Origin of the sequence: Streptomyces eurythermus (assembly GCF_014649115.1) — a bacterium.
Taxonomy (GTDB): Bacteria; Actinomycetota; Actinomycetes; order Streptomycetales; family Streptomycetaceae; genus Streptomyces; species Streptomyces eurythermus.
The window spans coordinates 20,568-44,991 of record NZ_BMSK01000023.1 but is presented as its reverse complement, the minus strand read 5'-3'; the positions used below and the strand labels follow the sequence as shown (position 1 = coordinate 44,991).

Annotated in this window: 26 protein-coding genes; 19 read left to right on the top strand and 7 right to left on the bottom strand. The window is 70.8% G+C overall.

Features of this window, described 5'->3' with window-relative positions; all coding sequences use genetic code 11:
- From IE251_RS33865 to IE251_RS33855, 3 genes are all read right to left on the bottom strand, one after another.
- The gene (locus tag IE251_RS33865) at nucleotides 1–630 is read right to left on the bottom strand and encodes a class I SAM-dependent methyltransferase (protein ID WP_189756767.1); all 630 of its coding nucleotides are present in this window, start codon (nucleotides 628–630) and stop codon (nucleotides 1–3) included.
- Nucleotides 631–720: 90 nt separating this feature from the next.
- Nucleotides 721–1,035 (bottom strand): AzlD domain-containing protein, encoded by a 315-nt coding sequence (locus IE251_RS33860; protein WP_189756766.1) that lies wholly within the window; start codon nucleotides 1,033–1,035, stop codon nucleotides 721–723.
- Nucleotides 1,032–1,745, bottom strand: coding sequence for an AzlC family ABC transporter permease (locus tag IE251_RS33855; RefSeq protein ID WP_030778289.1), 714 nt, complete (start codon nucleotides 1,743–1,745; stop codon nucleotides 1,032–1,034). Before IE251_RS33855 ends, IE251_RS33860 begins: the two co-directional genes overlap by 4 nt.
- Before the next feature lie 67 nt (nucleotides 1,746–1,812).
- Between IE251_RS33855 and IE251_RS33850 the strand changes: the two genes are divergently transcribed.
- Nucleotides 1,813–2,379 carry a helix-turn-helix domain-containing protein gene (locus tag IE251_RS33850; RefSeq protein WP_189756765.1) on the top strand — a complete coding sequence of 189 codons (567 nt, stop codon included), beginning with the start codon at nucleotides 1,813–1,815 and terminating at the stop codon, nucleotides 2,377–2,379.
- Nucleotides 2,380–2,508: 129 nt separating this feature from the next.
- On the opposite strand, the gene IE251_RS33845 is transcribed toward IE251_RS33850, so the two are convergent.
- Nucleotides 2,509–2,712 carry a cold-shock protein gene (locus IE251_RS33845; RefSeq protein ID WP_030778293.1) on the bottom strand — a complete coding sequence of 68 codons (204 nt, stop codon included), beginning with the start codon at nucleotides 2,710–2,712 and terminating at the stop codon, nucleotides 2,509–2,511.
- A gap of 284 nt (nucleotides 2,713–2,996) precedes the next feature.
- Between IE251_RS33845 and IE251_RS33840 the strand changes: the two genes are divergently transcribed.
- From IE251_RS33840 to IE251_RS33820, 5 genes are all read left to right on the top strand, one after another.
- Nucleotides 2,997–3,845, top strand: a complete 849-nt coding sequence (locus IE251_RS33840) for a menaquinone biosynthetic enzyme MqnA/MqnD family protein (protein WP_189756764.1) — start codon at nucleotides 2,997–2,999, stop codon at nucleotides 3,843–3,845.
- Nucleotides 3,846–3,868: 23 nt separating this feature from the next.
- Nucleotides 3,869–4,663 carry a prepilin peptidase gene (locus IE251_RS33835; protein WP_189756846.1) on the top strand — a complete coding sequence of 265 codons (795 nt, stop codon included), beginning with the start codon at nucleotides 3,869–3,871 and terminating at the stop codon, nucleotides 4,661–4,663.
- 69 nt (nucleotides 4,664–4,732) lie between these two features.
- Complete coding sequence (gene mqnC, locus IE251_RS33830; RefSeq protein ID WP_189756763.1) at nucleotides 4,733–5,932, top strand: cyclic dehypoxanthinyl futalosine synthase; 1,200 nt, start codon at nucleotides 4,733–4,735, stop codon at nucleotides 5,930–5,932.
- 25 nt (nucleotides 5,933–5,957) lie between these two features.
- Nucleotides 5,958–6,557 (top strand): imidazolonepropionase-like domain-containing protein, encoded by a 600-nt coding sequence (locus IE251_RS33825; protein ID WP_189756762.1) that lies wholly within the window; start codon nucleotides 5,958–5,960, stop codon nucleotides 6,555–6,557.
- 59 nt (nucleotides 6,558–6,616) lie between these two features.
- Nucleotides 6,617–7,330: a demethylmenaquinone methyltransferase gene (locus IE251_RS33820; RefSeq protein WP_030778305.1), complete on the top strand. Its 714-nt coding sequence runs from the start codon at nucleotides 6,617–6,619 to the stop codon at nucleotides 7,328–7,330.
- On the opposite strand, the gene IE251_RS33815 is transcribed toward IE251_RS33820, so the two are convergent.
- The gene (locus IE251_RS33815) at nucleotides 7,317–7,634 is read right to left on the bottom strand and encodes a PASTA domain-containing protein (protein ID WP_189756761.1); all 318 of its coding nucleotides are present in this window, start codon (nucleotides 7,632–7,634) and stop codon (nucleotides 7,317–7,319) included. The genes IE251_RS33820 and IE251_RS33815 overlap by 14 nt on opposite strands.
- Before the next feature lie 229 nt (nucleotides 7,635–7,863).
- Between IE251_RS33815 and IE251_RS33810 the strand changes: the two genes are divergently transcribed.
- Nucleotides 7,864–9,156, top strand: a complete 1,293-nt coding sequence (locus tag IE251_RS33810) for a geranylgeranyl reductase family protein (RefSeq protein ID WP_189756760.1) — start codon at nucleotides 7,864–7,866, stop codon at nucleotides 9,154–9,156.
- Between the two features lie 99 nt (nucleotides 9,157–9,255).
- Here IE251_RS33810 and def read toward each other — a convergent pair whose 3' ends face one another.
- Together def and IE251_RS33800 are read right to left on the bottom strand one after the other, a co-directional pair.
- Complete coding sequence (gene def, locus IE251_RS33805; protein WP_189756759.1) at nucleotides 9,256–9,879, bottom strand: peptide deformylase; 624 nt, start codon at nucleotides 9,877–9,879, stop codon at nucleotides 9,256–9,258.
- A gap of 128 nt (nucleotides 9,880–10,007) precedes the next feature.
- Nucleotides 10,008–10,874: a C40 family peptidase gene (locus IE251_RS33800; protein WP_189756758.1), complete on the bottom strand. Its 867-nt coding sequence runs from the start codon at nucleotides 10,872–10,874 to the stop codon at nucleotides 10,008–10,010.
- A gap of 741 nt (nucleotides 10,875–11,615) precedes the next feature.
- Here IE251_RS33800 and IE251_RS33795 point away from each other — a divergent pair.
- Genes IE251_RS33795 through nuoL form a run of 12 tightly spaced genes read left to right on the top strand, consistent with a single transcriptional unit; the run spans nucleotide 11,616 to nucleotide 24,419 of the window.
- The gene (locus IE251_RS33795) at nucleotides 11,616–11,975 is read left to right on the top strand and encodes an NADH-quinone oxidoreductase subunit A (RefSeq protein WP_003992243.1); all 360 of its coding nucleotides are present in this window, start codon (nucleotides 11,616–11,618) and stop codon (nucleotides 11,973–11,975) included.
- Between the two features lie 13 nt (nucleotides 11,976–11,988).
- The gene (locus tag IE251_RS33790; RefSeq protein WP_007383964.1) at nucleotides 11,989–12,543 is read left to right on the top strand and encodes a NuoB/complex I 20 kDa subunit family protein; all 555 of its coding nucleotides are present in this window, start codon (nucleotides 11,989–11,991) and stop codon (nucleotides 12,541–12,543) included.
- Nucleotides 12,540–13,349 (top strand): NADH-quinone oxidoreductase subunit C, encoded by an 810-nt coding sequence (locus IE251_RS33785; RefSeq protein ID WP_229897045.1) that lies wholly within the window; start codon nucleotides 12,540–12,542, stop codon nucleotides 13,347–13,349. The genes IE251_RS33790 and IE251_RS33785 overlap by 4 nt, the downstream gene beginning before the upstream one ends.
- Nucleotides 13,346–14,671, top strand: a complete 1,326-nt coding sequence (locus IE251_RS33780) for an NADH-quinone oxidoreductase subunit D (protein WP_189756757.1) — start codon at nucleotides 13,346–13,348, stop codon at nucleotides 14,669–14,671. The genes IE251_RS33785 and IE251_RS33780 overlap by 4 nt, the downstream gene beginning before the upstream one ends.
- On the top strand, nucleotides 14,668–15,450 hold the full coding sequence (nuoE, locus tag IE251_RS33775) for an NADH-quinone oxidoreductase subunit NuoE (RefSeq protein ID WP_189756756.1): 783 nt from the start codon (nucleotides 14,668–14,670) through the stop codon (nucleotides 15,448–15,450). Before IE251_RS33780 ends, nuoE begins: the two co-directional genes overlap by 4 nt.
- Nucleotides 15,450–16,796: an NADH-quinone oxidoreductase subunit NuoF gene (nuoF, locus tag IE251_RS33770; protein WP_234471292.1), complete on the top strand. Its 1,347-nt coding sequence runs from the start codon at nucleotides 15,450–15,452 to the stop codon at nucleotides 16,794–16,796. Before nuoE ends, nuoF begins: the two co-directional genes overlap by 1 nt.
- The gene (locus tag IE251_RS33765; protein ID WP_189756754.1) at nucleotides 16,793–19,297 is read left to right on the top strand and encodes an NADH-quinone oxidoreductase subunit G; all 2,505 of its coding nucleotides are present in this window, start codon (nucleotides 16,793–16,795) and stop codon (nucleotides 19,295–19,297) included. Before nuoF ends, IE251_RS33765 begins: the two co-directional genes overlap by 4 nt.
- Nucleotides 19,294–20,658, top strand: a complete 1,365-nt coding sequence (gene nuoH / locus IE251_RS33760; protein WP_189756753.1) for an NADH-quinone oxidoreductase subunit NuoH — start codon at nucleotides 19,294–19,296, stop codon at nucleotides 20,656–20,658. The genes IE251_RS33765 and nuoH overlap by 4 nt, the downstream gene beginning before the upstream one ends.
- The gene (gene nuoI, locus IE251_RS33755; protein ID WP_189756752.1) at nucleotides 20,651–21,301 is read left to right on the top strand and encodes an NADH-quinone oxidoreductase subunit NuoI; all 651 of its coding nucleotides are present in this window, start codon (nucleotides 20,651–20,653) and stop codon (nucleotides 21,299–21,301) included. The genes nuoH and nuoI overlap by 8 nt, the downstream gene beginning before the upstream one ends.
- Nucleotides 21,298–22,143 carry an NADH-quinone oxidoreductase subunit J gene (locus IE251_RS33750; protein ID WP_189756751.1) on the top strand — a complete coding sequence of 282 codons (846 nt, stop codon included), beginning with the start codon at nucleotides 21,298–21,300 and terminating at the stop codon, nucleotides 22,141–22,143. Before nuoI ends, IE251_RS33750 begins: the two co-directional genes overlap by 4 nt.
- Nucleotides 22,140–22,439, top strand: a complete 300-nt coding sequence (gene nuoK, locus IE251_RS33745; protein ID WP_030778338.1) for an NADH-quinone oxidoreductase subunit NuoK — start codon at nucleotides 22,140–22,142, stop codon at nucleotides 22,437–22,439. Before IE251_RS33750 ends, nuoK begins: the two co-directional genes overlap by 4 nt.
- Nucleotides 22,440–22,454: 15 nt before the next feature.
- The gene (gene nuoL / locus IE251_RS33740; RefSeq protein ID WP_189756750.1) at nucleotides 22,455–24,419 is read left to right on the top strand and encodes an NADH-quinone oxidoreductase subunit L; all 1,965 of its coding nucleotides are present in this window, start codon (nucleotides 22,455–22,457) and stop codon (nucleotides 24,417–24,419) included.
- Nucleotides 24,420–24,424 lie beyond the last annotated feature (5 nt).

The window sequence follows — 24,424 nt, the reverse complement described above, 5'->3', positions numbered from 1 at the left end:
TCAGCCGTCCTTCCGGGCGAGCAGGAACGCCTGCGGGGCCGACTCCCCGTGCTCGGCCACCCGCTCCCGCACCGTGCTGGAGTGCACGGCGAAACCGGCGCCCCTGAGCAGTCCGGCCATCTGCTCGGGGCGGCGACGGTGGAAGTCCAGGGAGACGGGGTGGCCCCAGGGCCGGTCCAGGTGCAGCGGCTCGTCGCCGGTCTGGAAGGCGAGGAGGAGCCGGCCGCCGGGGGACAGGACCCGGTGGAACTGGGCGAACAGGCCGGGCAGTTCGTCCACAGGGGTGTGGACGCTGGAGTACCAGGAGACGACCCCGGCCAGCGAACCGTCGGCCAGGGACAGCTCCCGCATCGAGCCCCGCTCGAACCGCAGCGTGGGGTACCTGCGGCGGGCGACCGTGATCATCGACTCGGACAGATCGAGGCCGAACACGGACAGACCGAGCCCGTCGAGGTGCGCGGTGATCTCACCGGGACCACAGCCGAGGTCGGCCACCAGACCGGAGGTCCCCACCTGTTCGGCGTACGCGGCGAGCAGGGCCCGCTCCAGCGGCCGTCGCGCGAGCTGGTCGCGGAAGTGGACGGCGTAGTCCTCGGCGATGGTGTCGTAGAAGGCGCGGGTGTCGGTCATGGGGAGGGACCCTAACGGGCCGCACCGACAACCCCCGGGGTCCTGACCGTCCGGCGGGACGCGGTCCGACCGGTCCTCCTGTGACGCGGCCTAACCGGTCCCCGCCAGCCGCAGCAGTGCCGTCGTCGCGGCGGCGGCCAGTACCACCGCGGCGAACGGGGCCCGGCGCCAGGCCAGTACGGCGCCGACCAGGACCCCGGCCGGGCGGGCCCAGCCGGCGAACCGCCCGGACTCGGTCAGCGTGCCCGTGGCCAGCAGGGCGACCAGTATGACCACCGCGCCCGCCGAGGCCAGCTCCTGCACCCGCGGCGGCACGGTGACCCGGCCGTGCAGGGCCGGGCCGACCATCCGGAAGGCGTACGTGCCGACGGCCAGGGCGACGATCACGGTGACGGTCGCGTTCATAAGGCGGCTCCGGAGACCACGCGGTGTCGGTGCGCGAACAGGCCGGCCAGCGCGAGCAGCACCGGCACCCCGGCCGGGACGGCGGGGGTGACCGCCAGGGCGAGCGCGGCGCCGAGCAGGGCACAGCGCCGTACCGTCGCGTCCGTGCGCAGGGCGGGCAGCACCAGGGCGGCCAGGACGGCGGGGAAGGCGGCGTCCAGGCCGTAGCGCCCCGTGTCGCCGAGGGCGCCGCCCGCGAGCGCGCCGGCCAGGACGCCCAGGTTCCACACCGCGTACAGGCCGAGCCCGACGATCCAGAAGGCCCGGCGCCGCCGGGCCGGGTCCGGCTCGGCGAGGGCGAAGGCGACCGTCTCGTCCGTGACCAGGTGGGCGCCGAGGAAGCGGCTCACGCGGCCGGTGCCGATGATCTCGGCCACGGCCAGGCTGAAGGCGGCCGTCCGGGTGTTGAGCAGCAGCCCGGCGGCCACGGCGGCGGCCGGGCCGCCCCCGGCGAACAGCACGCCGACCGCGCTGAACTGGGCCGCCCCCGCGTACACCACCACGGACATCAGGACCGGTACCCACAGCGGCAGTCCGCCCCCGACGGCCACGGCGCCGAAGGACAGGCCCACGATGCCGCCGGCCAGCCAGACGAGCGCGCTGTCCCGGACGAGGGCACGGTCGTCGGCGCTGTCAGTGGGCCCCGGGCCCGTTCGCTGTGCCGAACGCATGTTTTCTACGATGAACGCTGAGCACATTGTCCGTCAAGACACACGTTCGTGTGATGGAGTGAACGACATGTCCGAGGCCACCCCCGTCCGACTCCCCCTGGAATGGATCGCCGCCGCCCTGAAGCGGGAGCGCGGCCGTGCCGGGCTGTCCCTGTCCGAGCTGGCCAGGCGGGCCGGCGTCGCCAAGTCGACGCTGTCCCAACTGGAGGCGGCGAGCGGGAATCCGAGCCTGGAGACGGTCTGGGCGCTCGCGGTGGCGCTGGGCGTGCCCTTCAGCGCGCTGGTCGAGCCGCCCGCGTGGCAGGTGCGGGTGATCCGGGCCGGACAGGGGCCGGCGGTCCGCTCCGAGCAGTCCGGCTACGTGGCCTCCCTGCTCTCGGCCTGCCCGCCGGGCGCCCGCCGGGACCTGTATTCCGTGTGGCTGGAGCCGGGTGCCGTGCGGGAATCGGAGCCCCATATTCCGGGAAGCGTGGAACACCTGGTGGTCAGTGAGGGCGCGGTGAAAGCGGGGCCGCGCGGGGAGACCGCGGAACTGGGGCCGGGGGACTACATGTCATACCGGGCGGATGTGCCTCACTCGTATGAGGCGCTCGCGGCCGGGGCGAAGCTCGTGCTCGTCATGCAGCACATGTGAGACGCCGTGGGCCCATGGGGCCGATGTGGTTTGTGAACGGGAAATGAACGGGAAAAGGCAGGAGCCCCGTCGCCGGAAGGCGTGGGGCTCCTTGGGTACTGCTCTCAGGTTCTGCGATCAGGCAGGGAATCAGGCGGGGGTGACGTTCTCCGCCTGCGGGCCCTTCGGGCCCTGCGTGACGTCGAAGGTCACCGCCTGGTTCTCCTCAAGGGAGCGGAAGCCGGTGGCGTTGATCGCGGAGTAGTGAACGAAGACGTCGGGGCCGCCGCCCTCCTGGGCGATGAAGCCAAAGCCCTTTTCGGCGTTGAACCACTTAACGGTTCCGGTAGCCATAAGCCCTCCTTGGGCTCAAAAGGGTTGCCCTGCTCCAGAACCTGCAAGTGTGAAACGGTGCCGCATCACTGCATACTTCTGAAAACGACGAGAGCCTGCGGTTACATGCTCCGCAGGCTCTGTACTGCAAGGGAAACCAAACTGCAACTTGCGGCGAGCCTAGCACGGGGGCGCCGGAAAGCAATAGAGGTCAAGATCACTTCACCCGGATGTTTGAACGCTCGTTAGGCCGTTCGGGGGCGGGTTGGTCCAAGAGCCGTACCGCACGGGGCTAGTCTCGCGATGTGGACAATTCTCGCACCCGGCCGCGTGTCGGCCACATCCAGTTCCTGAACTGCCTGCCCCTGTACTGGGGGCTCGCGAGAACCGGCACGCTTCTCGACTTCGACCTGACCAAGGACACCCCGGAGAAGCTCAGCGAGCGGCTGGTGCGCGGCGAGCTGGACATCGGCCCCGTCACCCTCGTCGAATTCCTCCGCAACGCCGACGACCTCGTCGCCTTCCCGGACATCGCCGTCGGCTGCGACGGGCCGGTGATGTCCTGCGTGATCGTCTCCCAGGTGCCGCTCGACCGGCTGGACGGCGCCCGGGTCGCCCTCGGCTCGACCTCCCGCACCTCGGTCCGGCTCGCCCAGCTCCTGCTCGCCGAGCGGTACGGCGTGCGGCCCGACTACTACACCTGCCCGCCCGACCTCAGCCTGATGATGCAGGAGGCCGAGGCCGCCGTCCTCATCGGCGACGCGGCCCTGCGCGCCAACCTCGTGGACGGGCCCCGCTACGGCCTCCAGGTGCACGACCTCGGCGCGCTCTGGAAGGAGTGGACCGGGCTGCCGTTCGTCTTCGCGGTCTGGGCGGCCCGCCGGGAGTACGCCGAGCGCGAGCCGGACATCACCCTCCGGGTCCACGAGGCCTTCCTCGCCTCCCGCAACCTCTCCCTGGAGGAGGTCGCCAAGGTCGCCGAACAGGCATCCCGCTGGGAGGCGTTCGACGAGGCCACCCTGGAGCGGTACTTCACCACCCTCGACTTCAGCTTCGGCGCCCCCCAACTCGAGGCGGTCGCCGAGTTCGCCCGCCGGGTGGGACCGACGACCGGCTTCCCGGCCGACGTACGGGTGGAACTGCTCCAGCGGTAGGAGGGGGAGGGCGTGTGGCTGAGGTGACCACGGGGTTGCTGGCGCTCGCGGCCGCGGTGTGGGGCGCGCTGACCGGGCTGCTGCTGCCCCGGGCCGCGTACCGCTTCTCCGTCCCGCCCGGCGAGCCCTGGCGCGACCGCTGCCCGGCCGGCGCCCACCCGGTCCGCGGCTGGCTGGGCGGAACCCGGTGCGGGGCGTGCGGGAGCGACCGGGGGAGCGCGGAGCCCGAGGGGGGCGCGGAGGAGGTCGAGACGCGCTCCGGAGCCGGCGGGCACGGGGTGCGTTCCGCGCTGCTCCTCGCCGGTGTCACCGCGCTCGTCTGCGCCGCCCTCGCCGCCGCCACCGGGACCCGGCCCGAGCTGGGGGTCTGGCTGCTGCTCGCGCCCGTCGGGGTGCTGCTGGCCACCGTGGACCTGCGGGTGCGCCGGCTGCCCGACCCGCTGACCCTGCCGCTCGCCGCCGCCGCCCTCGTCCTGCTCGGCGTCACCGCCCTGCTCCCCGAGCACACCGGCCACTGGCCCACCGCCCTCTGCGCCGCCCTCGCCCTCGCCGCCGGCCACTTCGCGCTGCACCTCGTCAACCCGGACGGCATGGGCTTCGGCGACGTCAAACTGGCCGCCGGGACGGGCGCCGTGCTCGGCTGGTACGGCTGGCCCACCGTGCTGCTCGGCACCTTCGCCGCGTTCCTGCTCGGCGCCCTCTACGGCGGCGCCCTCGTCCTCGCCCGGCGCGCCGGGCGCAAGACCGGCGTGCCGTTCGGCCCGTTCCTGCTCGCCGGCACCCTCGCCGGGCTGCTGACCGGGGCGTTCGCGGCCTGACGTCGGAGGCCGCAGCGGCCTGGCGTAGGCTGACGTGGTCCGTTCACGAACCTTGCGAAAGGGACGCCGGTGACCGAGAAGGCCGACCTCCAGTCCGTCCTCGACCGCGCCGCGGCGGGCGGACGCATCACCCCCGAGGAAGCGCTCGCCCTCTACCGTGACGCCCCGCTGCACGCCCTCGGCTCCGCCGCCGACGCCGTGCGCCGCCGCAAGTACGCGGGCACCGAGCACATCGCCACGTACATCATCGAGCGGAACATCAACTACACGAACGTGTGTGTCACGGCGTGCAAGTTCTGCGCCTTCTACGCGGCCCCCAAGGACACCGAGAAGGGCTGGACCCGCGACCTCGACGACATCCTGCGCCGCTGCGCGGAGACCGTCGAACTCGGCGGCACCCAGATCATGTTCCAGGGCGGCCACCACCCGGACTACGGCGTCGAGTACTACGAGAAGCACTTCAAGGCCATCAAGGACGCCTTCCCGCAGCTGGTGATCCACTCCCTCGGCGCGTCCGAGGTCGAGCACATGGCCCGGATCAGCGGCGTCTCGGTCGAGGAGGCCATCACCCGGATCCACGAGGCGGGCCTGGACTCCTTCGCCGGCGCCGGTGCCGAGCTGCTGCCGGAGCGGCCGCGCAAGGCCATCGCCCCGCTGAAGGAGAGCGGCGAGCGCTGGCTGGAGATCATGGAGACCGCGCACCGGCTGGGCGTGGAGTCCACCTCGACCATGCTCATGGGCACCGGCGAGACCAACGCCGAGCGCATCGAGCACCTGCGGATGATCCGGGACGTACAGGACCGCACGGGCGGCTTCCGCGCCTTCATCCCGTACACCTACCAGCCCGAGAACAACCACCTGAAGGGCCGCACCCAGGCGACCCTGTTCGAGTACCTGCGGATGATCGCGATCGCCCGCCTCTTCCTGGACAACGTCCGGCACATCCAGGGCTCCTGGCTCACCACGGGCAAGGAGGTCGGCCAGCTGTCCCTGCACTACGGCGCGGACGACCTCGGCTCGATCATGCTGGAGGAGAACGTCGTCTCCTCGGCCGGCGCCAGGCACCGCTCCAACCGCCTGGAGATCATCGACCTGATCCGCAAGGCGGGCCGCGTCCCGGCGCAGCGCTCGACCACGTACGAGCACCTCGTCGTGCACGACGACCCGGCGAACGACCCCGTGGACGACCGGGTGGTCTCCCACATCTCCTCCACGGCCATCGAGGGCGGCACCGCCCACCCCGAGCTGAAGCTGCTCGCGTCGAACTAGCCGAGCCGGGAGAACCAGGACCGCCGTGCTGACGCTGCACACGGACTCCAGGGGCCACGCCCACCTCGTCCGGGGCGAACGGATCGAGGCCGTGGGGCCCCTGGAGGAACTGGCCGCCGCGCACCCGCACGCGCGCGTGCGCCGCTGGCCGGGCATCCTCACACCCGGGTACGTCAACCCCCACGGCAACGAACTGCTGGAGCGCATGTACCACCCGGACCCGCGGGAGGCCGACGCCCTCGGCACCGAGCCGCTGACCGGCGCCGCGCTCGCCGCGCTGCCCATGGACGACGCCCGCTGGGGCGCGAGCGCCCGGCGCGGGGTCCAGCGCATGCTGGCGTACGGCACGGTCGCCGTGGCCTGCGAGCCGCTGCGCCTGCGCGCGGTCCAGGACGCCGTACGCCGCACCGGCATCGCCGTCGTGCCCCGCCCGGCCCCCGCCGCCGGCGCCCCGTCCCTGGACCCCTTCGCCCACCGTCCCGAGGCGGCCCCGCCCCGCCGGCCGGGCTCCGCCGCCCACTTCGCCGTCTTCGACGTCGAGGACGAGACGGAACTGGCGGCACGGGGAGCCGTGACGTGCGTGGCGACGGTCCTCTCGGGCCGTCTGGTCTTCCGCCGCCGCTAGCCACACCCACGCGGCAAGCCGCCGCCTCGGCCGTGTGGCCCGGCTGCAACAATGGGCGGGTGACCCGCGCTTCCCTGAACAAGCAGCCGCACGAAGTCGCCTCGATGTTCGACGACGTGGCGGAACGGTACGACCTGACGAACGACGTGCTGTCACTCGGCCAGGACCGCCGCTGGCGCAGGGAGGTGGCGAGGGCCGTCGACGCCCGCCCCGCGCAGAAGGTCCTGGACCTCGCCGCCGGCACGGCCACCTCCTCCCTCCCCTTCACCCGGACGGGCGCGTACGTCGTCCCCTGCGACTTCTCCCTGGGCATGCTCCAGGTCGGCAAGAAGAAGCACACCTGGCTGCCGTTCACCGCGGGCGACGCGACGCGGCTGCCGTTCAAGGACGACACCTTCGACGCGGTGACGATCTCCTTCGGGCTGCGCAACGTCCAGGACACGGACGCGGCCCTGCGCGAGATGTACCGCGTCACCCGCCCCGGCGGACGCGTGGTGATCTGCGAGTTCTCCCACCCGACCTGGGCGCCGTTCCGCACCGTCTACACCGAGTACCTGATGCGCGCGCTGCCGCCGGTCGCCCGCGCGGTCTCCTCGAACCCGGACGCGTACGTCTACCTCGCCGAGTCCATCCGGGCCTGGCCCGACCAGCCGGGCCTCGCCGAGCGCCTGCGCAAGGCGGGCTGGTCGAAGGTCGCCTGGCGCAACCTCACCGGCGGCGTGGTGGCACTGCACCGCGGCTTCAAGGAGGACCCGGGCCTCAGGGAGAGCTGATCCCGGCCACCTCGTACGGGTCGTGCGGCGGGTCCAGTTCCCGCCGCAGCCCCCCGCGCGGCGGTCCCGGCACGCGCGGCTCGCGCACGCCCCCGCCGCCCTCGCCCTCCGCGAAGTCGAACCACACGTACACCATCGAGTCCTGCGGCACCTCGGTGCCGGGCTGCGGATGCTGGCGTACGACGTAGTCCACGACGGCGAGGTGGAAGTCCGGGCGGTCCGGCGCGGTCAGCGACAGGCCCCGCGCCCGGGCGGTCTCGCGCGCGTCCACGGCCATCAGACCGACCAGACGCGGGACGCGCACTTCGGGTGTCTTGGGTGGTATGTGCACAGATGTCACCCCCAGTGGTACTGGCAGGGTAACTCCGGGCCGTGCCACCCGGAAGGCGCCGATGTCTTTCCGTGACAGACGGATACGGAGAGTCACGGCCGTTGGGGGGTGGCCCTTCGGCCGGGCGGCCAACTGCGCTGAATAGACTGCCTATGTCCCGTGCCGGCCGGCACACACCATTCGACCTTGGGGAGATCCCGCCGTGACCGTCGTGACCGAGCCGCTCTCCGAGAACACCGCCGACGTGATCGTCGTGGGCGCGGGGCCGGCCGGCTCCACGACCGCGTACCACCTCGCCAAGGCCGGACTCGACGTGCTGCTCCTGGAGAAGACCGAGTTCCCGCGCGAGAAGGTGTGCGGCGACGGCCTCACCCCGCGCGCGGTCAAGCAGCTCGTCGCCATGGGGATCGACATCTCCGAGGAGGCCGGCTGGCTGCGCAACAAGGGGCTGCGCATCATCGGCGGCGGCGTCCGCCTCCAGCTCGACTGGCCGGACCTCGCCTCCTTCCCGGACTACGGCCTGGTCCGCAAGCGCGACGACTTCGACGAGCAGCTCGCCCAGAACGCCCAGAAGGCCGGTGCCCGCCTCTTCCAGCGGTGCAACGTCAGCGGCCCGATCGTCGACGACCGCACCGGCCGCATCACCGGCGTCACCGCCAAGCTCGGCGAGGACAAGCGCGAGGTCTCCTTCCACGCGCCGCTGGTCGTCGCCGCCGACGGCAACTCCACCCGGCTGTCCCTCGCCATGGGCCTGCACCGCCGCGAGGACCGCCCGATGGGCATCGCGGTCCGGACGTACTTCGAGAGCCCCCGCCACGACGACGACTACCTGGAGTCCTGGCTGGAGCTGTGGGACCGGCGCGGCCCCCAGGACCGGCTGCTGCCCGGCTACGGCTGGATCTTCGGCATGGGCGACGGCACCTCGAACGTGGGCCTCGGCGTGCTGAACACCTCCGCCTCCTTCAAGGAGCTGGACTGGCGGGAGGTGCTCAAGGCGTGGTGCGCCTCCATGCCGGAGGACTGGGGCTACACGCCCGAGAACATGACCGGGCCCATCCGCGGCGCCGCCCTCCCCATGGCCTTCAACCGCCAGCCGCACTACACGCGCGGCCTGCTGCTCGTCGGCGACGCCGGCGGCCTGGTGAACCCCTTCAACGGCGAGGGCATCGCCTACGCCATGGAATCCGGTCAGATCGCCGCCGACGTCATCGTGCAGGCCCACGCGCGCGCCACGCCCGCCCAGTGCGAGACCGCCCTCCAGCGCTACCCGCGCGTCCTCAAGGACACCTACGGCGGCTACTACACCCTCGGCCGCGCCTTCGTGAAGCTCATCGGCAACCCGAAGGTCATGCAGATCGCCGCCCAGCGCGGTCTGACCCACCCGATGCTGATGAAGTTCACCCTCAAGCTCCTCGCCAACCTCACCGACCCCACGGGCGGCGACGCGATGGACCGCATCATCAACGGCCTGACCAGGGTGACCCCGAAGGCCTGACGACTCGCCGGGGGCCCGGGCCCGTACCGGGGGCCCGGCACCGGCCCGCCGAGGGCCCCCGGCCTTGTACCGAGGGCCCCGGCCCGCACCGAACGCCGGTCAGGCGTTGAAGGCGGTCTCCTTGGCGGCGCGGCGGGCGTACACCTCGTCCCGGCGGTCCGCCATCTGCCGCAGCGCGTCCTTCCGTTCCCGCTTGGACAGCCGGTCCAGGTAGAGGTGGCCGTCGGTGTGGTCGGTCTCGTGGGCGAGGCAGCGGGCGAAGTACCCGGTGCCCTCGATGACGACCGGCCGGCCGTCCCGGTCCTGCCCGCGCACGACGGCCCGGTCCGGCCGCGGTACGGCCATCACGGCGCCGGGCACCGACAGGCAGCCCTCGCCCTCGTCCAGCAGCCGTCGCTCGCCGGTGGGCGTTTCGAGTACCGGGTTGACGATGTGTCCGACATGCCGGACACCGTCGTCGTCCGGGCAGTCGTACACGAACAGCCTCAAGTCCACGCCGACCTGATTCGCCGCCAGCCCCGCGCCCTCGGCGACGTACATCGTGCGGAACATGTCGTCGATGAGCGCGGCGAGGTCGGGACCGAACTCCGTGACGTCCCGGCACGGCTTGTGCAGCACCTCCTCGCCGACCTCGGTGATGCGCCGCACCGCGCCACGCCCGGCCTCGGGGGCGTAGCGCGGGTAGTAGTCGGCGGGATTTCCCTGTACGAACACGCGTGGCATCGCGTGGACTCCTTCGCTCGGACGCGGGCCACCGGACGGCGGCCCGAGCAGAGCATGTCAGGGAACGCGTGAGGGCCGCTGCCCGGGGGGACAGCGGCCCTGTGCGCGCAAGAAGGCGCGGAGTGTGCTCAGAGCACCCGTACGGCGCCGGTGGGCGGGTCGTAGGACAGCGGGCGCTCCACGACACCGGTGGAGGAGTTCTGCGCGCCGACGAACATGCCGCCGCCGACGTACACCGCCACGTGGTACGCGCTGCCCGCGCTGCCCCAGTACAGGATGTCGCCCGGCTGGAGGTTGCTCAGCGAGACCTGGGTGCCGGCGGTCGACTGGTCCTGCGACACGCGCGGCAGGCTGACGTTGATCTGCCGGAAGGCCGTCTGCACCAGGCCGGAGCAGTCGTAGGCGGACGGGCCGGTGGCGCCGGGGACGTACGCCTTGCCGACCTGGGACTTGACGAAGTTGACGATCGTCGCGGCCGAACCGGTGGCCGTGGACGTGCCGGTGTCGGTGCTGGTGCCGGCGCCGCCACCCGTGCCGCCGCCGTTGCCGCCGAGGACGGTGCCGGTGCCGGTGTCCGCCGAGGTGGAGAGCGTGGTCCGCTCCGCGGTGCGCGACGCGCGGGCGGCGGCCTCCTTGCGGGCTTCCTCCTCGGCCTTCTTCTTGGCCTCGGCCGCCTTCTTCTTGGCCTCGGCGAGGTCCGCCTCGGCCTTCTTGGCGGCCTTGGCGGCGGCCGCGTCACGCTCCGCCTGCAGCTGGTAGTTCGCGGCGGCCTGCTCGGTCGCGTCCGCGGACTGGGCCGCCTGCGCGGCCAGGTCGGCCGTCAGGGTGGGCAGTTCGAGGGTCTGCGTCACCGGCTCGGCCGCGTTCGCCGACCCGGACGCCCCGGCGACTGCCAGGGTGCTGAGGACGCCACCGGCAACTCCGGCCCGCACGGCGAGGGTCGACGCGCTGCGGCGGGGCTTCCGGTGGCTGCGTATGTGAGCGGTGTGGGACATGGGAACAACCGGTACCAGGGGCTCCTTCATATCTTCAAGAAACGTGTCGTGCGCCACAGTTGCTCAATCGAGACCTGGAAACCCGGGCGTGTCGCCCTTTATTGACGCCGTAACGGACATTGCGGACCGTCGTGATCAAGCCCTTGATCACGGTCTTTGATCATTACGTCCGAATTGCCCCATGCCTACCACTGGTTGGGGTCGTTGGCCAAGCCCGGTTCTCATCGCCCTCTCATGGACGTGACGGAGGTCACGGAACGGCCGGTGGAAGTCCGGCGTCCGGCGCGTGCGGACTTCGTGAACGCGTGCACGCGCCGGGATCCGCGTTCACACCCGCTCCGGAGGCTCCTTCGAGGTGTGAACGGGCTCCACTATCAGATGACTGTGCCCAGCACCAATTTGCATGCAGGCGAACTCTCTTGATATGGAGACGACCCCTCTCGCCTGCGCTGATAAGTAGGAATGTCACTTCTGGTGATCAACTGAACGCTTCCGGTGTGTAGATCACCCATCATCCGACTTCATGATCCTTCGTCAGGTGGTGGAGATCACAAAGCTTGTGCAATACCCCGTGTCGCAGATCACAGAGCGACAGGCATAAGATGCGAGGCAATCGGGCTTGTGACCTGCTTCACATGTTCTCGATCTTCGCCCGGGACGAGCGGGGTTCGTGGGACCGGTGAGGCACGTGAGCCCAGTGATCCGCCAGCAGTCAGTGCCGACTGAGAGGAGCGAGGAGCGGTGAACGCGTATGCGCCCATCCTCGTACTGGGAGCCCTCGGGGCAGGCTTTGCGATCTTCTCCGTGGTCATGGCCACGCTGATCGGTCCGAAGCGGTACAACCGCGCCAAACTCGAAGCCTACGAGTGCGGCATCGAGCCGACCCCCACGCCGGCCGGCGGCGGGCGCTTCCCCATCAAGTACTACCTGACGGCGATGCTCTTCATCGTCTTCGACATCGAGATCGTCTTCCTCTACCCCTGGGCCGTCACCTTCGACGCCCTGGGGATTTTCGGGCTCGTGGAGATGCTGCTCTTCGTGCTCACCGTCTTCGTCGCGTACGCGTACGTATGGCGGCGCGGCGGCCTGGAATGGGACTGAGGGGCCTTTAGACATGGGACTCGAAGAAAAGCTGCCGAGCGGTTTCCTGCTCACCACCGTCGAGCAGGCCGCGGGCTGGGTGCGCAAGGCGTCCGTCTTCCCGGCCACCTTCGGCCTGGCCTGCTGCGCCATCGAGATGATGACCACCGGCGCCGGCCGCTACGACCTCGCCCGCTTCGGCATGGAGGTCTTCCGCGGCTCGCCGCGCCAGGCCGACCTGATGATCGTCGCCGGCCGGGTCAGCCAGAAGATGGCGCCCGTCCTGCGGCAGGTCTACGACCAGATGCCCAACCCCAAGTGGGTGATCTCCATGGGCGTCTGCGCCTCCTCGGGCGGCATGTTCAACAACTACGCGATCGTCCAGGGCGTCGACCACATCGTCCCGGTCGACATCTACCTCCCCGGCTGTCCGCCCCGGCCCGAGATGCTCATGGACGCGATCCTCAAGCTCCACCAGAAGATCCAGTCCTCCAAGCTCGGCGTGAACGCCGAGGAAGCGGCCCGGGAGGCGGAGGAAGCGGCGCTGAAGGCCCTGCCCACGATCGAGATGAAGGGGCTGCTGCGGTGAGCGACGCGAAGAACGGCACCCAGGGCGCGAACGGGTCCGCGCACGCCAACGGGTCCGCGAACGGCTCCGCGAACGGTTCCGGGAACGGGGTGAACCCCGAGAAGGACCTCGCCGCGGCCAACCTCCCCGGGATGCGCGGCCAGGGCGGCGAGGAGATCCGCGTCCAGCGCGGCATGTTCGGCGCCAACAACGGCGGCGACACCTCCGGCTACGGCGGCCTCGTGCGCTCGGTCCGGCTCCCGGGACCGGCGACCCGGCCCTACGGCGGCTGGTTCGACGAGGTCGCCGACGAACTCGAGGGCGCCCTGGAGGAACAGGGACTCCTGCCCGGGAACGCCATCGAGAAGACGGTCGTCGACCGCGACGAACTGACCTTCCACATCGAACGCGAGCACCTGGTCCGCGTCGCCCGCGTCCTGCGCGACGACCCGGCGCTGCGCTTCGAGCTGTGCACCGGCGTCAGCGGCGTCCACTACCCGAACGACAAGGGCCGCGAGCTGCACGCCGTCTACCACCTGCGCTCGATCACCCACAACCGGCTGATCCGCCTGGAAGTCAGCGCCCCCGACAGCGACCCGCGCATCCCGTCCCTGGTCTCCGTCTACCCGACCAACGACTGGCACGAGCGCGAGACCTACGACTTCTTCGGGATCGTCTTCGACGGCCACCCGGCCCTGACGCGGATCATGATGCCGGACGACTGGCAGGGCCACCCGCAGCGCAAGGACTACCCCCTCGGCGGCATCCCCGTCGAGTACAAGGGCGCCCAGATCCCGGCTCCGGACCAGCGGAGGTCGTACTCGTGAGCAGCACCCAGTCAGCAGCCGCCCGGGAAACCACCGAGGGCACCGTCTACACGGTCACCGGTGGCGACTGGGACGAGGTCGTCCGGTCCGCGGCCCGCGCCGACGACGAACGCATCGTCGTCAACATGGGCCCCCAGCACCCGTCCACCCACGGAGTGCTCCGCCTCATCCTGGAGATCGAGGGCGAGACGGTCACCGAGGCCCGCTGCGGCATCGGCTACCTCCACACCGGCATCGAGAAGAACCTCGAATACCGCACGTGGACGCAGGGCACCACGTTCGTGACGCGCATGGACTACCTGACGTCCTTCTTCAACGAGACCGCCTACTGTCTCGCCGTCGAGAAACTCCTCGGCATCGAGGACCAGATCACCGAGCGCGCCGAGATCATCCGGGTGCTCCTGATGGAGCTCAACCGGATGTCCTCCCACCTGGTGTGCATCGCCACCGGAGGCATGGAGCTGGGCGCCACCACGATCATGATCTACGGATTCCGCGATCGTGAAATGATTCTCGACCTCTACGAGCTCATCACGGGCCTGCGCATGAACCACGCGTACATCCGGCCCGGCGGACTCGCCCAGGACCTGCCGCCCGGCGCGGTGGACCAGATCCGCGAGTTCGTGAAGAAGATGAAGCGGAACCTCCCGGAGTACGACAAGCTCGCCACCGGGAACCCCATCTTCAAGGCCCGCATGCAGGACATCGGCTACCTCGACCTGGCCGGCTGCATGGCCCTCGGCGCCACCGGCCCGATCCTGCGCTCCACCGGCCTCCCGCACGACCTGCGCAAGACCCAGCCGTACTGCGGCTACGAGAACTACGAGTTCGACGTCCCGACCGCCGACTCCTGCGACGCCTACGGCCGCTTCCTCGTCCGCCTGGAGGAGATGCGCCAGTCGCTCCGGATCATCGAGCAGTGCCTGGACCGGCTCCAGCCCGGCCCGGTCATGGTCGCGGACAAGAAGATCGCCTGGCCCGCCCAGCTCGCCCTCGGACCGGACGGGCTCGGCAACTCCCTCGACCACATCAAGAAGATCATGGGCACCTCCATGGAGGCCCTGATCCACCACTTCAAGCTGGTCACCGAGGGCTTCCGGGTCCCGCCGGGGCAGGCGTACGCGGCCGTCGAGTCGCCCAAGGGCGAACTCGGGGTGCACGCCGTCTCCGACGGCGGCACCCGCCCCTACCGGGTCCACTTCCGCGACCCGTCCTTCACCAACCTTCAGGCCATGGCGGCGATGTGCGAGGGCGGCCAGGTCGCCGACGTCATCGTCGCCGTCGCGTCCATCGACCCCGTGATGGGAGGCGTCGACCGGTGACCACCTCTTCTTCGGAGCGGGGCATCAGCCTGGGCATGCCCGAACTGCCCGCACCGGCCTACCCGGACGACGTCCGGGCCCGGCTGGAGGCGGACGCCCGCGAAGTGATCGCGCGCTACCCCGACTCCCGGTCCGCCCTGCTGCCGCTGCTCCACCTCGTGCAGTCCGAGGAGGGCCACGTCACCCGCACCGGGATGCGGTTCTGCGCGGAGATGCTCGGCCTGACCACAGCCGAGGTCACCGCGGTCGCCACCTTCTACACCATGTACCGGCGCCGGCCCTCCGGTGACTACCAGGTCGGCGTGTGCACCAACACGCTGTGCGCGGTCATGGGCGGCGACGCCATCTTCGAGACCCTCCAGGAACACCTGGGCGTCGGCAACGGCGAGACCACCGGTGACGGCAAGGTCACCCTGGAGCACATCGAGTGCAACGCGGCCTGCGACTACGCGCCGGTCGTGATGGTCAACTGGGAGTTCTTCGACAACCAGACCCCCGCGAGCGCCAAGCGCCTGGTCGACGACCTGCGTGCCGGGCGCCCCGTACAGCCCACGCGCGGGGCGCGCCTGTGCACCTTCAAGGAGACCGCGCGGATCCTGGCCGGCTTCCCCGACGAGCGGCCCGGGGCCGTCGAGGAGGGCGGCAGCGCCGGACCCGCCTCGCTGGTGGGCCTCCGCCTGGCCAAGGGGGAGGACGCGCCCGCGCGCGTGGTCCATCCGCGGGTCCAGGAATCCCCGGACGCCCCGTCGGCGGGCCAGGCCGAAGAGGAGGGGGAGTGATGACCGTGGTATCCGAGGTCAAGGACCCGAGCCCCGAGAAGCTGCTCGCACCCGTGCTGTCGGCCTTCTGGGACGAGGAACGGTCCTGGACTCTGGACGTCTACCGGAGGCACGAAGGGTACGAGGGGCTCCGCAAGGCCCTCGCCATGTCGCCGGACGACCTGATCGCGTACGTCAAGGAATCCGGGCTGCGAGGCCGCGGCGGCGCGGGGTTCCCGACCGGGATGAAGTGGCAGTTCATCCCCCAGGGCGATGGAAAGCCGCACTATCTCGTTGTCAACGCCGACGAGTCGGAGCCCGGGACGTGCAAGGACATCCCGCTCCTCTTCGCCAACCCGCACAGCCTCATCGAGGGCATCGTCATCGCGTGCTACGCCATCAGGTCGTCGCACGCCTTCATCTATCTGCGCGGTGAAGTCGTCCCCGTACTGCGGCGGCTGCACGAGGCCGTGCGCGAGGCCTACGCGGCGGGCTACCTCGGCGAGAACATCCTGGGCAGCGGGCTCGACGTGAAGCTCACCGTGCACGCCGGCGCCGGCGCGTACATCTGCGGTGAGGAGACCGCGCTGCTCGACTCGCTCGAAGGCCGCCGTGGTCAACCGCGACTGCGTCCCCCCTTCCCCGCCGTGGAAGGCCTCTACGCCTGTCCCACTGTGGTGAACAACGTCGAGTCGATCGCGTCGGTTCCCGCCATCCTGAAAAACGGCAAGGAATGGTTCAGGTCGATGGGCAGCGAGAAGTCCCCGGGCTTCACGCTCTACTCGCTCAGCGGCCACGTCGCCGGCCCCGGACAGTACGAGGCCCCGCTCGGCATCACCCTGCGCCAGCTCCTCGACATGAGCGGCGGCATGCGCCCGGGCCACCGGCTGAAGTTCTGGACCCCGGGCGGCTCCTCCACGCCGATGTTCACCGACGAACACCTCGACGTCCCCCTCGACTACGAGGGCGTCGGCGCCGCCGGCTCGATGCTCGGCACCAAGGCCCTGCAGTGCTTCGACGAGACGACCTGCGTGGTGCGGGCCGTCACCCGCTGGACCGAGTTCTACGCCCATGAATCCTGCGGCAAGTGCACCCCCTGCCGGGAAGGGACGTACTGGCTGGTGCAGCTGCTGCGGGACATCGAGGCGGGCAAGGGCGCCATGTCCGACCTCGACAAGCTCGCCGACATCGCCGACAACATCAACGGCAAGTCCTTCTGCGCCCTCGGTGACGGCGCCGCGTCCCCGATCTTCTCCTCGCTGAAGTACTTCCGCGAGGAGTACGAACAGCACATCACGGGCCGGGGCTGCCCCTTCGACCCGGCCAAGTCCACGGCCTGGGCGGACCGCCCGGAGGTGAACGCATGACCGTGACCACGAGCGCCCCCGCCGGCGGGGGCGAGGCGGCGGTCCCGCCGGAAGACCTCGTCACGCTGACGATCGACGGCATCGAGATCAGCGTGCCCAAGGGCACCCTGGTGATCCGCGCCGCCGAACAGCTCGGCATCGAGATCCCCCGGTTCTGCGACCATCCCCTCCTGGACCCGGCCGGCGCCTGCCGCCAGTGCATCGTCGAGGTCGAGGGCCAGCGCAAGCCGATGGCGTCCTGCACGATCACCTGCACCGACGGCATGGTCGTCAAGACCCACCTCACCTCCCCGGTCGCCGAGAAGGCCCAGCACGGTGTGATGGAGCTGCTGCTCATCAACCATCCGCTGGACTGCCCGGTCTGCGACAAGGGCGGCGAGTGCCCGCTGCAGAACCAGGCGGTCTCGCACGGCAACGCCGAGTCCCGCTTCGAGGGCCGCAAGCGGACCTACGAGAAGCCCGTCGCGATCTCCACCCAGGTGCTGCTCGACCGCGAGCGGTGCGTGCTGTGCGCCCGCTGCACCCGCTTCTCCAACCAGATCGCGGGCGACCCCATGATCGAGCTGATCGAGCGGGGCGCGCTCCAGCAGGTCGGCACCGGCGAGGGCGACCCCTTCGAGTCGTACTTCTCCGGCAACACCATCCAGATCTGCCCGGTCGGCGCGCTCACCTCGGCCGCGTACCGCTTCCGCTCCCGCCCCTTCGACCTCGTCTCCTCGCCGTCCGTGTGCGAGCACTGCGCCGGCGGTTGCGCCACCCGCACCGACCACCGGCGCGGCAAGGTCATGCGGCGGCTCGCCGCCAACGACCCCGAGGTCAACGAGGAGTGGCTCTGCGACAAGGGACGCTTCGCGTTCCGCTATGCCCAGCAGCGCGACCGCCTCGAGACCCCGCTGGTCCGGAACGCCGACGGCGTGCTGGAGCCCGCCTCCTGGCCCGAGGCGCTCCAGGCGGCGGCCGAGGGCCTGTCCGCCGCGCGTTCCCGGGCCGGCGTCCTCATCGGCGGCCGGCTGACCGTCGAGGACGCCTACGCGTACAGCAAGTTCGCCCGCGTGGCGCTCGACACGAACGACATCGACTTCCGCGCGCGCGTGCACAGCGGCGAGGAGGCCGACTTCCTCGCCGCCCGGGTCGCCGGCCGCGGCCGTGACCTGGACGGTACGGGCGTCACGTACACCTTGCTGGAGAAGGCGCCCGCCGTGCTGCTGGCCGGCTTCGAGTCGGAGGAGGAGGCCCCCGGCGTCTTCCTGCGGCTGCGCAAGGCCTGGCGCAAGCACAAGCAGCAGGTGTTCGCGCTGGCCACGCACGCCACCCGGGGCCTGGAGAAGACCGGCGGCACGCTGCTGCCGGCCGCCCCCGGCACCGAGACCGAGTGGCTGGACGCCCTCGCGAGCGGCGTCGGCCTCGAGGAGCCCGGCACGCGCGCCGCCGAGGCGCTGCGCGCCGACGGCGCCGTCATCGTGGTGGGGGAGCGGCTGGCCGCGGTCCCGGGCGGCCTCACCGCCGCCGTGCGCACCGCCGCCGCGACCGGCGCCGAGCTGGTGTGGATCCCCCGCCGGGCCGGTGAGCGCGGCGCCGTGGAGGCGGGCGCGCTGCCCTCCCTGCTGCCGGGCGGCCGCCCCGCGACCGACCCGCGCGCGCGGGAGGAGGTCGCCGCCGTCTGGGGACTCGCCGAGCTCCCCGCGGGCTACGGCCGCGACACCCACCAGATCCTGACGGCCGCCGCGGCCGGGGAACTGTCCGCGCTGCTGGTCGCCGGGGTGGAGGTCGCCGACCTGCCCGACCCGGCACGCGCGCGCGAGGCACTGGAGAACGTCGGCTTCCTGGTGTCGCTGGAGCTGCGGCCCAGCGAGGTCACCGCGCACGCCGACGTCGTCCTGCCGGTCGCCGCGGTCGCCGAGAAGGCCGGCTCCTTCCTCAACTGGGAAGGCCGCGTGCGCTCCTTCGAGGCCGCGCTCAAGCCCGACCAGATGACCCGCCGGCTCGCCCCGGCCGACAGCCGCGTGCTGCACATGCTCGCCGACGCCATGGACGCCCACCTGGGCCTGCCGGACCTGCGCACCACCCGCGCGGAGATCGACCGGCTCGGCCTCTGGGACGGCCCCCGCGCCCTGCCGCCGATGGAGTCCGCGGGCGCCCTGCCCCGCCCGGCGGCCGGCGAGGCCGTACTGGCCGGGCACCGGCTCCTGCTCGACCAGGGCGTCCTGCAGGAGGGCGACGAGGCGCTGGCCGGAACCCGGCACGCCGCGCTCGCCCGCCTGTCCGCGGCCACGGCCGCCGAGGCGGGCGTCGCGGACGGCGACACGCTGGCCGTCACCGGCCCCGCCGGCACGGCCGAACTGCCCCTGCGGATCACCGAGATGCCCGACCGGGTGGTCTGGCTCCCGCTGAACTCCGCCGGTGGCGGCGTCGCCTCCGACACCGGGGCGCGGCCCGGCTCCCTCGTCCGCATCGGCCCGGCGGCCGCCGCCGAGACGGCCCCCAAGGAGGTGGAGGCATGACCGCGTACCTCGCCGTCGAAGACCTCTCGATGTTCGGCCGCGACCCCTGGTGGCTGGTCGTCGTCAAGGCCGTCTTCTGCTTCGCCTTCCTGATGGTGACCGTGCTGTTCTCCATCGTCTGGGAGCGCAAGGTCGTCGCCTGGATGCAGCTGCGCATCGGCCCCAACCGGCACGGCCCCTGGGGCATGCTCCAGTCGCTCGCCGACGGCATCAAGCTGATGCTGAAGGAGGACCTCGTCGTCAAACGCGCGGACAAGGTGGTCTACGTCCTCGCGCCGATCGTCGCGGCCATCCCCGCCTTCATGGCGATCGCGGTGATCCCCTTCGGCCCGGCCGGCAACGAGATCTCGATCTTCGGCCACCGCACCACGATGCAGCTGACCGACCTGCCGATCGCGATGCTCTACATCCTCGCGGTCGCCTCCGTCGGCATCTACGGCATCGTGCTGGCGGGCTGGAGCTCCGGATCCACCTATCCGCTGCTGGGCGGCCTGCGCTCCTGCGCGCAGATGATCTCCTACGAGATCGCCATGGGCGCCGCGTTCGCCTCCGTGTTCCTCTACTCGGGGTCGATGTCGACGTCCAGGATCGTGGAGGCCCAGGCCGACCGCTGGTACATCCTGCTGCTGCCGGTCTCCTTCATCCTGTACATCGTCACGATGGTCGGCGAGACCAACCGCGCCCCCTTCGACATGCCGGAGTCCGAGGGCGACCTGGTCGGCGGCTTCAACACCGAGTACTCGTCGATCAAGTTCGCGATGTTCATGCTCGCCGAGTACGTCAACATGGTGACGGTCTCGGCCGTCTCCGCCACCCTCTTCCTCGGCGGCTGGCGCGCGCCCTGGCCGATCAGCACCTTCTGGGAGGGCGCCAACCACGGCTGGTGGCCGCTGCTCTGGTTCGTCGTCAAGGTCCAGCTGCTGCTGTTCTTCTTCATCTGGCTGCGCGGCACCCTCCCGCGCGTGCGCTACGACCAGCTGATGAAGCTCGGCTGGAAGGTCCTCATCCCGGTCTCGGTGACCTGGCTGATGCTCGTCGCGACTGTCCGCGCGCTGCGCAACGAGAACTACGACTTCGCCGACATCGCCCTCTACGTCGGCGGTGGCGTCCTCGCCCTGCTGCTCGTCTCCTTCGTCGCCGACATGTTCCGCGAGAAGGGAAGGACCGCCGGGGCGCCCGCCGCCCGGGAGCCGGTCTTCGATCCCATGGCGGGCGGATTCCCCGTACCGCCGCTGCCCGGACAGCAGTTGCCGCCGGTGCCCAGGCGCCGCCCGCGCCGGGAGCGCGAGCTGATTGTCAGTGGCGGGCCGGACACTGTCAGTGACGGAACTTCGGATGGAAAGGAGGCGTCCGATGGCTGAGGAGCCTCAGGAGTCCGGGCAGATCAAGCCCGGCTTCCAGAACCCCGTGGCCGGCTTCGGCGTGACCTTCAAGGCCATGTTCAAGAAGCGGCTGACCGAGCAGTACCCGGAGCAGAAGAAGACCACGGCTCCGCGGTTCCACGGACGGCACCAGCTCAACCGCCATCCGGACGGCCTGGAGAAGTGCGTCGGCTGCGAGCTGTGCGCCTGGGCCTGCCCCGCCGACGCCATCTATGTGGAGGGCGCCGACAACACCGACGAGGAGCGCTACTCGCCGGGCGAGCGCTACGGCCGCGTCTACCAGATCAACTACGCCCGCTGCATCCTGTGCGGCCTGTGCATCGAGGCGTGCCCCACGCGCGCGCTGACGATGACCAACGAGTTCGAACTGGCCGACTCCAGCCGCGCCAACCTCATCTACACCAAGGAGCAGCTGCTCGCCGGTCTCGAGGAGGGCATGGTCGACACCCCGCACGCCATCTTCCCGGGGACGGACGAACAGGACTACTACCGCGGCCTGGTCACCCACGCCGCGCCCGGCACCGTCCGGCAGACCGCCGTCTCCAAGGGCGAGAGTCCGCAGGAGGCCGCCGAAACCTTCGGCGAGGACGAGCCGGCCTCGCAGGAGGTGATCGGCCGATGAGCGCGCACACCCTGGCCGCCTACACCACCTCCACCGGTGAGGCCTTCCAGTTCTGGGTCCTCGGCACCGTCGCGGTGATCGGCGCCCTGTGCACCGTCTTCATGAAGAAGGCCGTGCACAGCGCGCTCTGCCTCGCCGGCACGATGATCGTCCTGGCGGTGTTCTACCTCGCCAACGGCGCCTACTTCCTCGGCATCGTGCAGATCGTCGTCTACACCGGCGCGATCATGATGCTGTTCCTGTTCGTGGTGATGCTCGTCGGCGTCACGGCCGCGGACTCCCTGAAGGAGACCATCAAGGGCCAGCGCTGGCTGGCCCTGCTGTGCGGGATCGGTTTCGGCGTCCTGCTGCTCGCCGGCATCGGCAACGCCTCCCTGAAGGAGTTCAACGGCACCGGCCGGGCCAACGCCAACGGCAATGTCGAGGGCCTGGCGTCGCTGATCTTCACCAAGTACGTCTTCGCCTTCGAGATCACCGGCGCGCTGCTCATCACGGCCGCCGTCGGCGCCATGGTGCTCACCCACCGGGAGCGCACGGAGCGCGCCAAGACCCAGCGCGAGCTGTCCGAACAGCGCGTCCGCGAGGGCACGTACATCCCGCCGCTGCCCGCCCCCGGCGTCTACGCCCGGCACAACGCGGTCGACATCGCGGGCCTGCTGCCCGACGGCACCCCCTCCGAGCTGACCGTCAACAAGACGCTGCGCGCCCGCGGCCAGATCCGGGACGTGTCCACCGAGGCGCTGGGCGAACTGCGGGCGCTGGAGCAGCGCGCGGAGGAGCGCCTGGAGCGCCGGGCGATCGAACCGGAGACGTTCAAGCGGCCCGAGGAGGCGTCGAAGTGAACCCGGTCAACTACCTCTACCTCGCCGCCCTGCTGTTCACGATCGGCGCGACCGGCGTCCTCATCCGGCGCAACGCCATCGTGGTCTTCATGTGCGTCGAGCTGATGCTGAACGCCTGCAACCTCGCGTTCGTCGCCTTCTCCCGGATGCACGGCAACCTCGACGGCCAGATCATCGCCTTCTTCACGATGGTCGTCGCCGCCGCGGAGGTCGTGGTGGGCCTCGCGATCATCGTGTCGCTGTTCCGTACCCGCCACTCGGCCTCGGTCGACGACGCCAGCCTGATGAAGCTGTAAGGGGTCGGAAGAATCGTGGAGAACCTGATCGCGCCGCTCATCGCGGCGCCCCTGCTCGGAGCGGCCGTCCTCCTGGTCGGCGGCCGGCGCCTGGACCGCGCCGGCCACTGGATCGGCGTTGTGCTGTCGTTCGTGTCCTTCGCCCTCGGGCTCGTCCTCTTCGCCGATCTGCTCGGCAAGGGCGCCGGACACCGCACCCTGACGCAGCACCTGTTCAGCTGGATCCCGGTGGCCGGCTTCCAGGCGGACGTCACCTTCCGCCTGGACCAGCTGTCGATGACGTTCGTCCTGCTCATCACGGGCGTCGGCTCGCTGATCCACCTGTACTCGGTCGGGTACATGGCGCACGACGAGCGCCGCCGCCGCTTCTTCGGCTACCTGAACCTGTTCCTCGCGGCGATGCTGCTGCTCGTCCTCGCCGACAACTACCTGCTGCTGTACGTCGGCTGGGAGGGCGTCGGCCTCGCCTCGTACCTGCTGATCGGCTTCTGGCAGCACAAGCCCAGCGCCGCCACGGCCGCGAAGAAGGCCTTCCTGGTCAACCGCGTCGGCGACATGGGCCTGTCGATCGCGATCATGCTGATGTTCACCACCTTCGGCAGCTTCGCCTTCGGCCCGGTCCTCGGCACGCACGAGGAGCCGGGTCTCGTCGGCGACGCCTCCGAGGGCAGGCTCACCGCGATCGCCCTGATGCTGCTGCTCGCCGCCTGCGGCAAGTCCGCCCAGGTGCCGCTGCAGTCCTGGCTCGGGGACGCCATGGAGGGTCCGACCCCGGTCTCCGCCCTCATCCACGCGGCGACCATGGTGACCGCGGGCGTCTATCTGATCGTCCGCTCCGGCGCGATCTTCAACGCGGCACCCGACGCCCAGCTGGCCGTCACCGTCGTCGGCGCGGTCACGCTCCTGTTCGGTGCGATCGTCGGTTGCGCCAAGGACGACATCAAGAAGGCGCTGGCCGGCTCGACCATGTCGCAGATCGGCTACATGGTCCTCGCCGCCGGTCTCGGCCCCATCGGCTACGTCTTCGCGATCATGCACCTGGTCACGCACGGCTTCTTCAAGGCCGGGCTGTTCCTCGGCGCCGGTTCGGTGATGCACGGCATGAACGACGAGGTCGACATGCGCCGCTACGGCGGCCTGCGCAAGTACATGCCGGTCACCTTCATCACCTTCGGCCTCGGCTACCTGGCCATCATCGGTTTCCCGGGCCTGTCCGGCTTCTTCTCCAAGGACAAGATCATCGAGGCGGCGTTCGCCAAGGGCGGCACCGAGGGCTGGATCCTCGGCGGCGCGGCCCTGCTGGGCGCGGCCATCACCGCCTTCTACATGACGCGCGTGATGCTGATGACGTTCTTCGGAGAGGAACGGTGGCGCGACGCCCCGACCCCGTCCCCGGCCGAGCCCAGCGTGGAGCCCGCCGCCGAGACCGGGGGCGAGCACACCGAACCGCACCCGCACGAGTCCCCGAAGGTCATGACGATCCCGATGATCGTCCTCGCCGTCGGCTCGGTCTTCGGCGGTGCCTTCTTCAGCATCGGCGACCGCTTCCTGAACTGGCTGGAGCCGGTCACCGGGCACGACCACGGCGACGCGCCGCTCAGCGCTGGAGTGATCACCGGGGCCACCATGGTGTGCCTGGTCGTCGGGGTCGCCATCGCCTGGGCCCAGTACGGCCGTAAGCCCGTCCCCGCGGTCGCCCCGCGCGGCTCGCTGCTCACCCGCGCGGCCCGCCGCGACCTGCTCCAGGACGACTTCAACCACGTGGTCCTGGTGCGGGGCGGCGAGCACCTGACGCGCTCCCTGGTCTACCTCGACCACTCCCTGGTGGACGGCGTCGTCAACGGCACGGCGGCCGGCTTCGGCGGCCTGTCCGGACGGCTGCGCCGGCTCCAGAACGGCTTCGCCCGCTCCTACGCGGTCTCGATGTTCGGCGGCGCGGCACTCCTGGTCGCCGCGACCCTGCTGATGAGGGCGGTCTGATACCG

Excerpts from the sequence above, each read along its gene's own strand:
- IE251_RS33865 (WP_189756767.1), bottom strand. The coding sequence starts at position 630 with ATGACCGACACCCGCGCCTTCTACGACACCATCGCCGAGGACTACGCC.
- IE251_RS33860 (WP_189756766.1), bottom strand. The coding sequence starts at position 1,035 with ATGAACGCGACCGTCACCGTGATCGTCGCCCTGGCCGTCGGCACGTAC.
- IE251_RS33855 (WP_030778289.1), bottom strand. The coding sequence starts at position 1,745 with ATGCGTTCGGCACAGCGAACGGGCCCGGGGCCCACTGACAGCGCCGAC.
- IE251_RS33850 (WP_189756765.1), top strand. The coding sequence starts at position 1,813 with ATGTCCGAGGCCACCCCCGTCCGACTCCCCCTGGAATGGATCGCCGCC.
- IE251_RS33845 (WP_030778293.1), bottom strand. The coding sequence starts at position 2,712 with ATGGCTACCGGAACCGTTAAGTGGTTCAACGCCGAAAAGGGCTTTGGC.
- def (WP_189756759.1), bottom strand. The coding sequence starts at position 9,879 with ATGCCACGCGTGTTCGTACAGGGAAATCCCGCCGACTACTACCCGCGC.
- IE251_RS33800 (WP_189756758.1), bottom strand. The coding sequence starts at position 10,874 with ATGTCCCACACCGCTCACATACGCAGCCACCGGAAGCCCCGCCGCAGC.
- IE251_RS33790 (WP_007383964.1), top strand. The coding sequence starts at position 11,989 with ATGGGACTCGAAGAAAAGCTGCCGAGCGGTTTCCTGCTCACCACCGTC.
- nuoF (WP_234471292.1), top strand. The coding sequence starts at position 15,450 with ATGACCGTGGTATCCGAGGTCAAGGACCCGAGCCCCGAGAAGCTGCTC.
- IE251_RS33765 (WP_189756754.1), top strand. The coding sequence starts at position 16,793 with ATGACCGTGACCACGAGCGCCCCCGCCGGCGGGGGCGAGGCGGCGGTC.
- nuoH (WP_189756753.1), top strand. The coding sequence starts at position 19,294 with ATGACCGCGTACCTCGCCGTCGAAGACCTCTCGATGTTCGGCCGCGAC.
- nuoI (WP_189756752.1), top strand. The coding sequence starts at position 20,651 with ATGGCTGAGGAGCCTCAGGAGTCCGGGCAGATCAAGCCCGGCTTCCAG.
- IE251_RS33750 (WP_189756751.1), top strand. The coding sequence starts at position 21,298 with ATGAGCGCGCACACCCTGGCCGCCTACACCACCTCCACCGGTGAGGCC.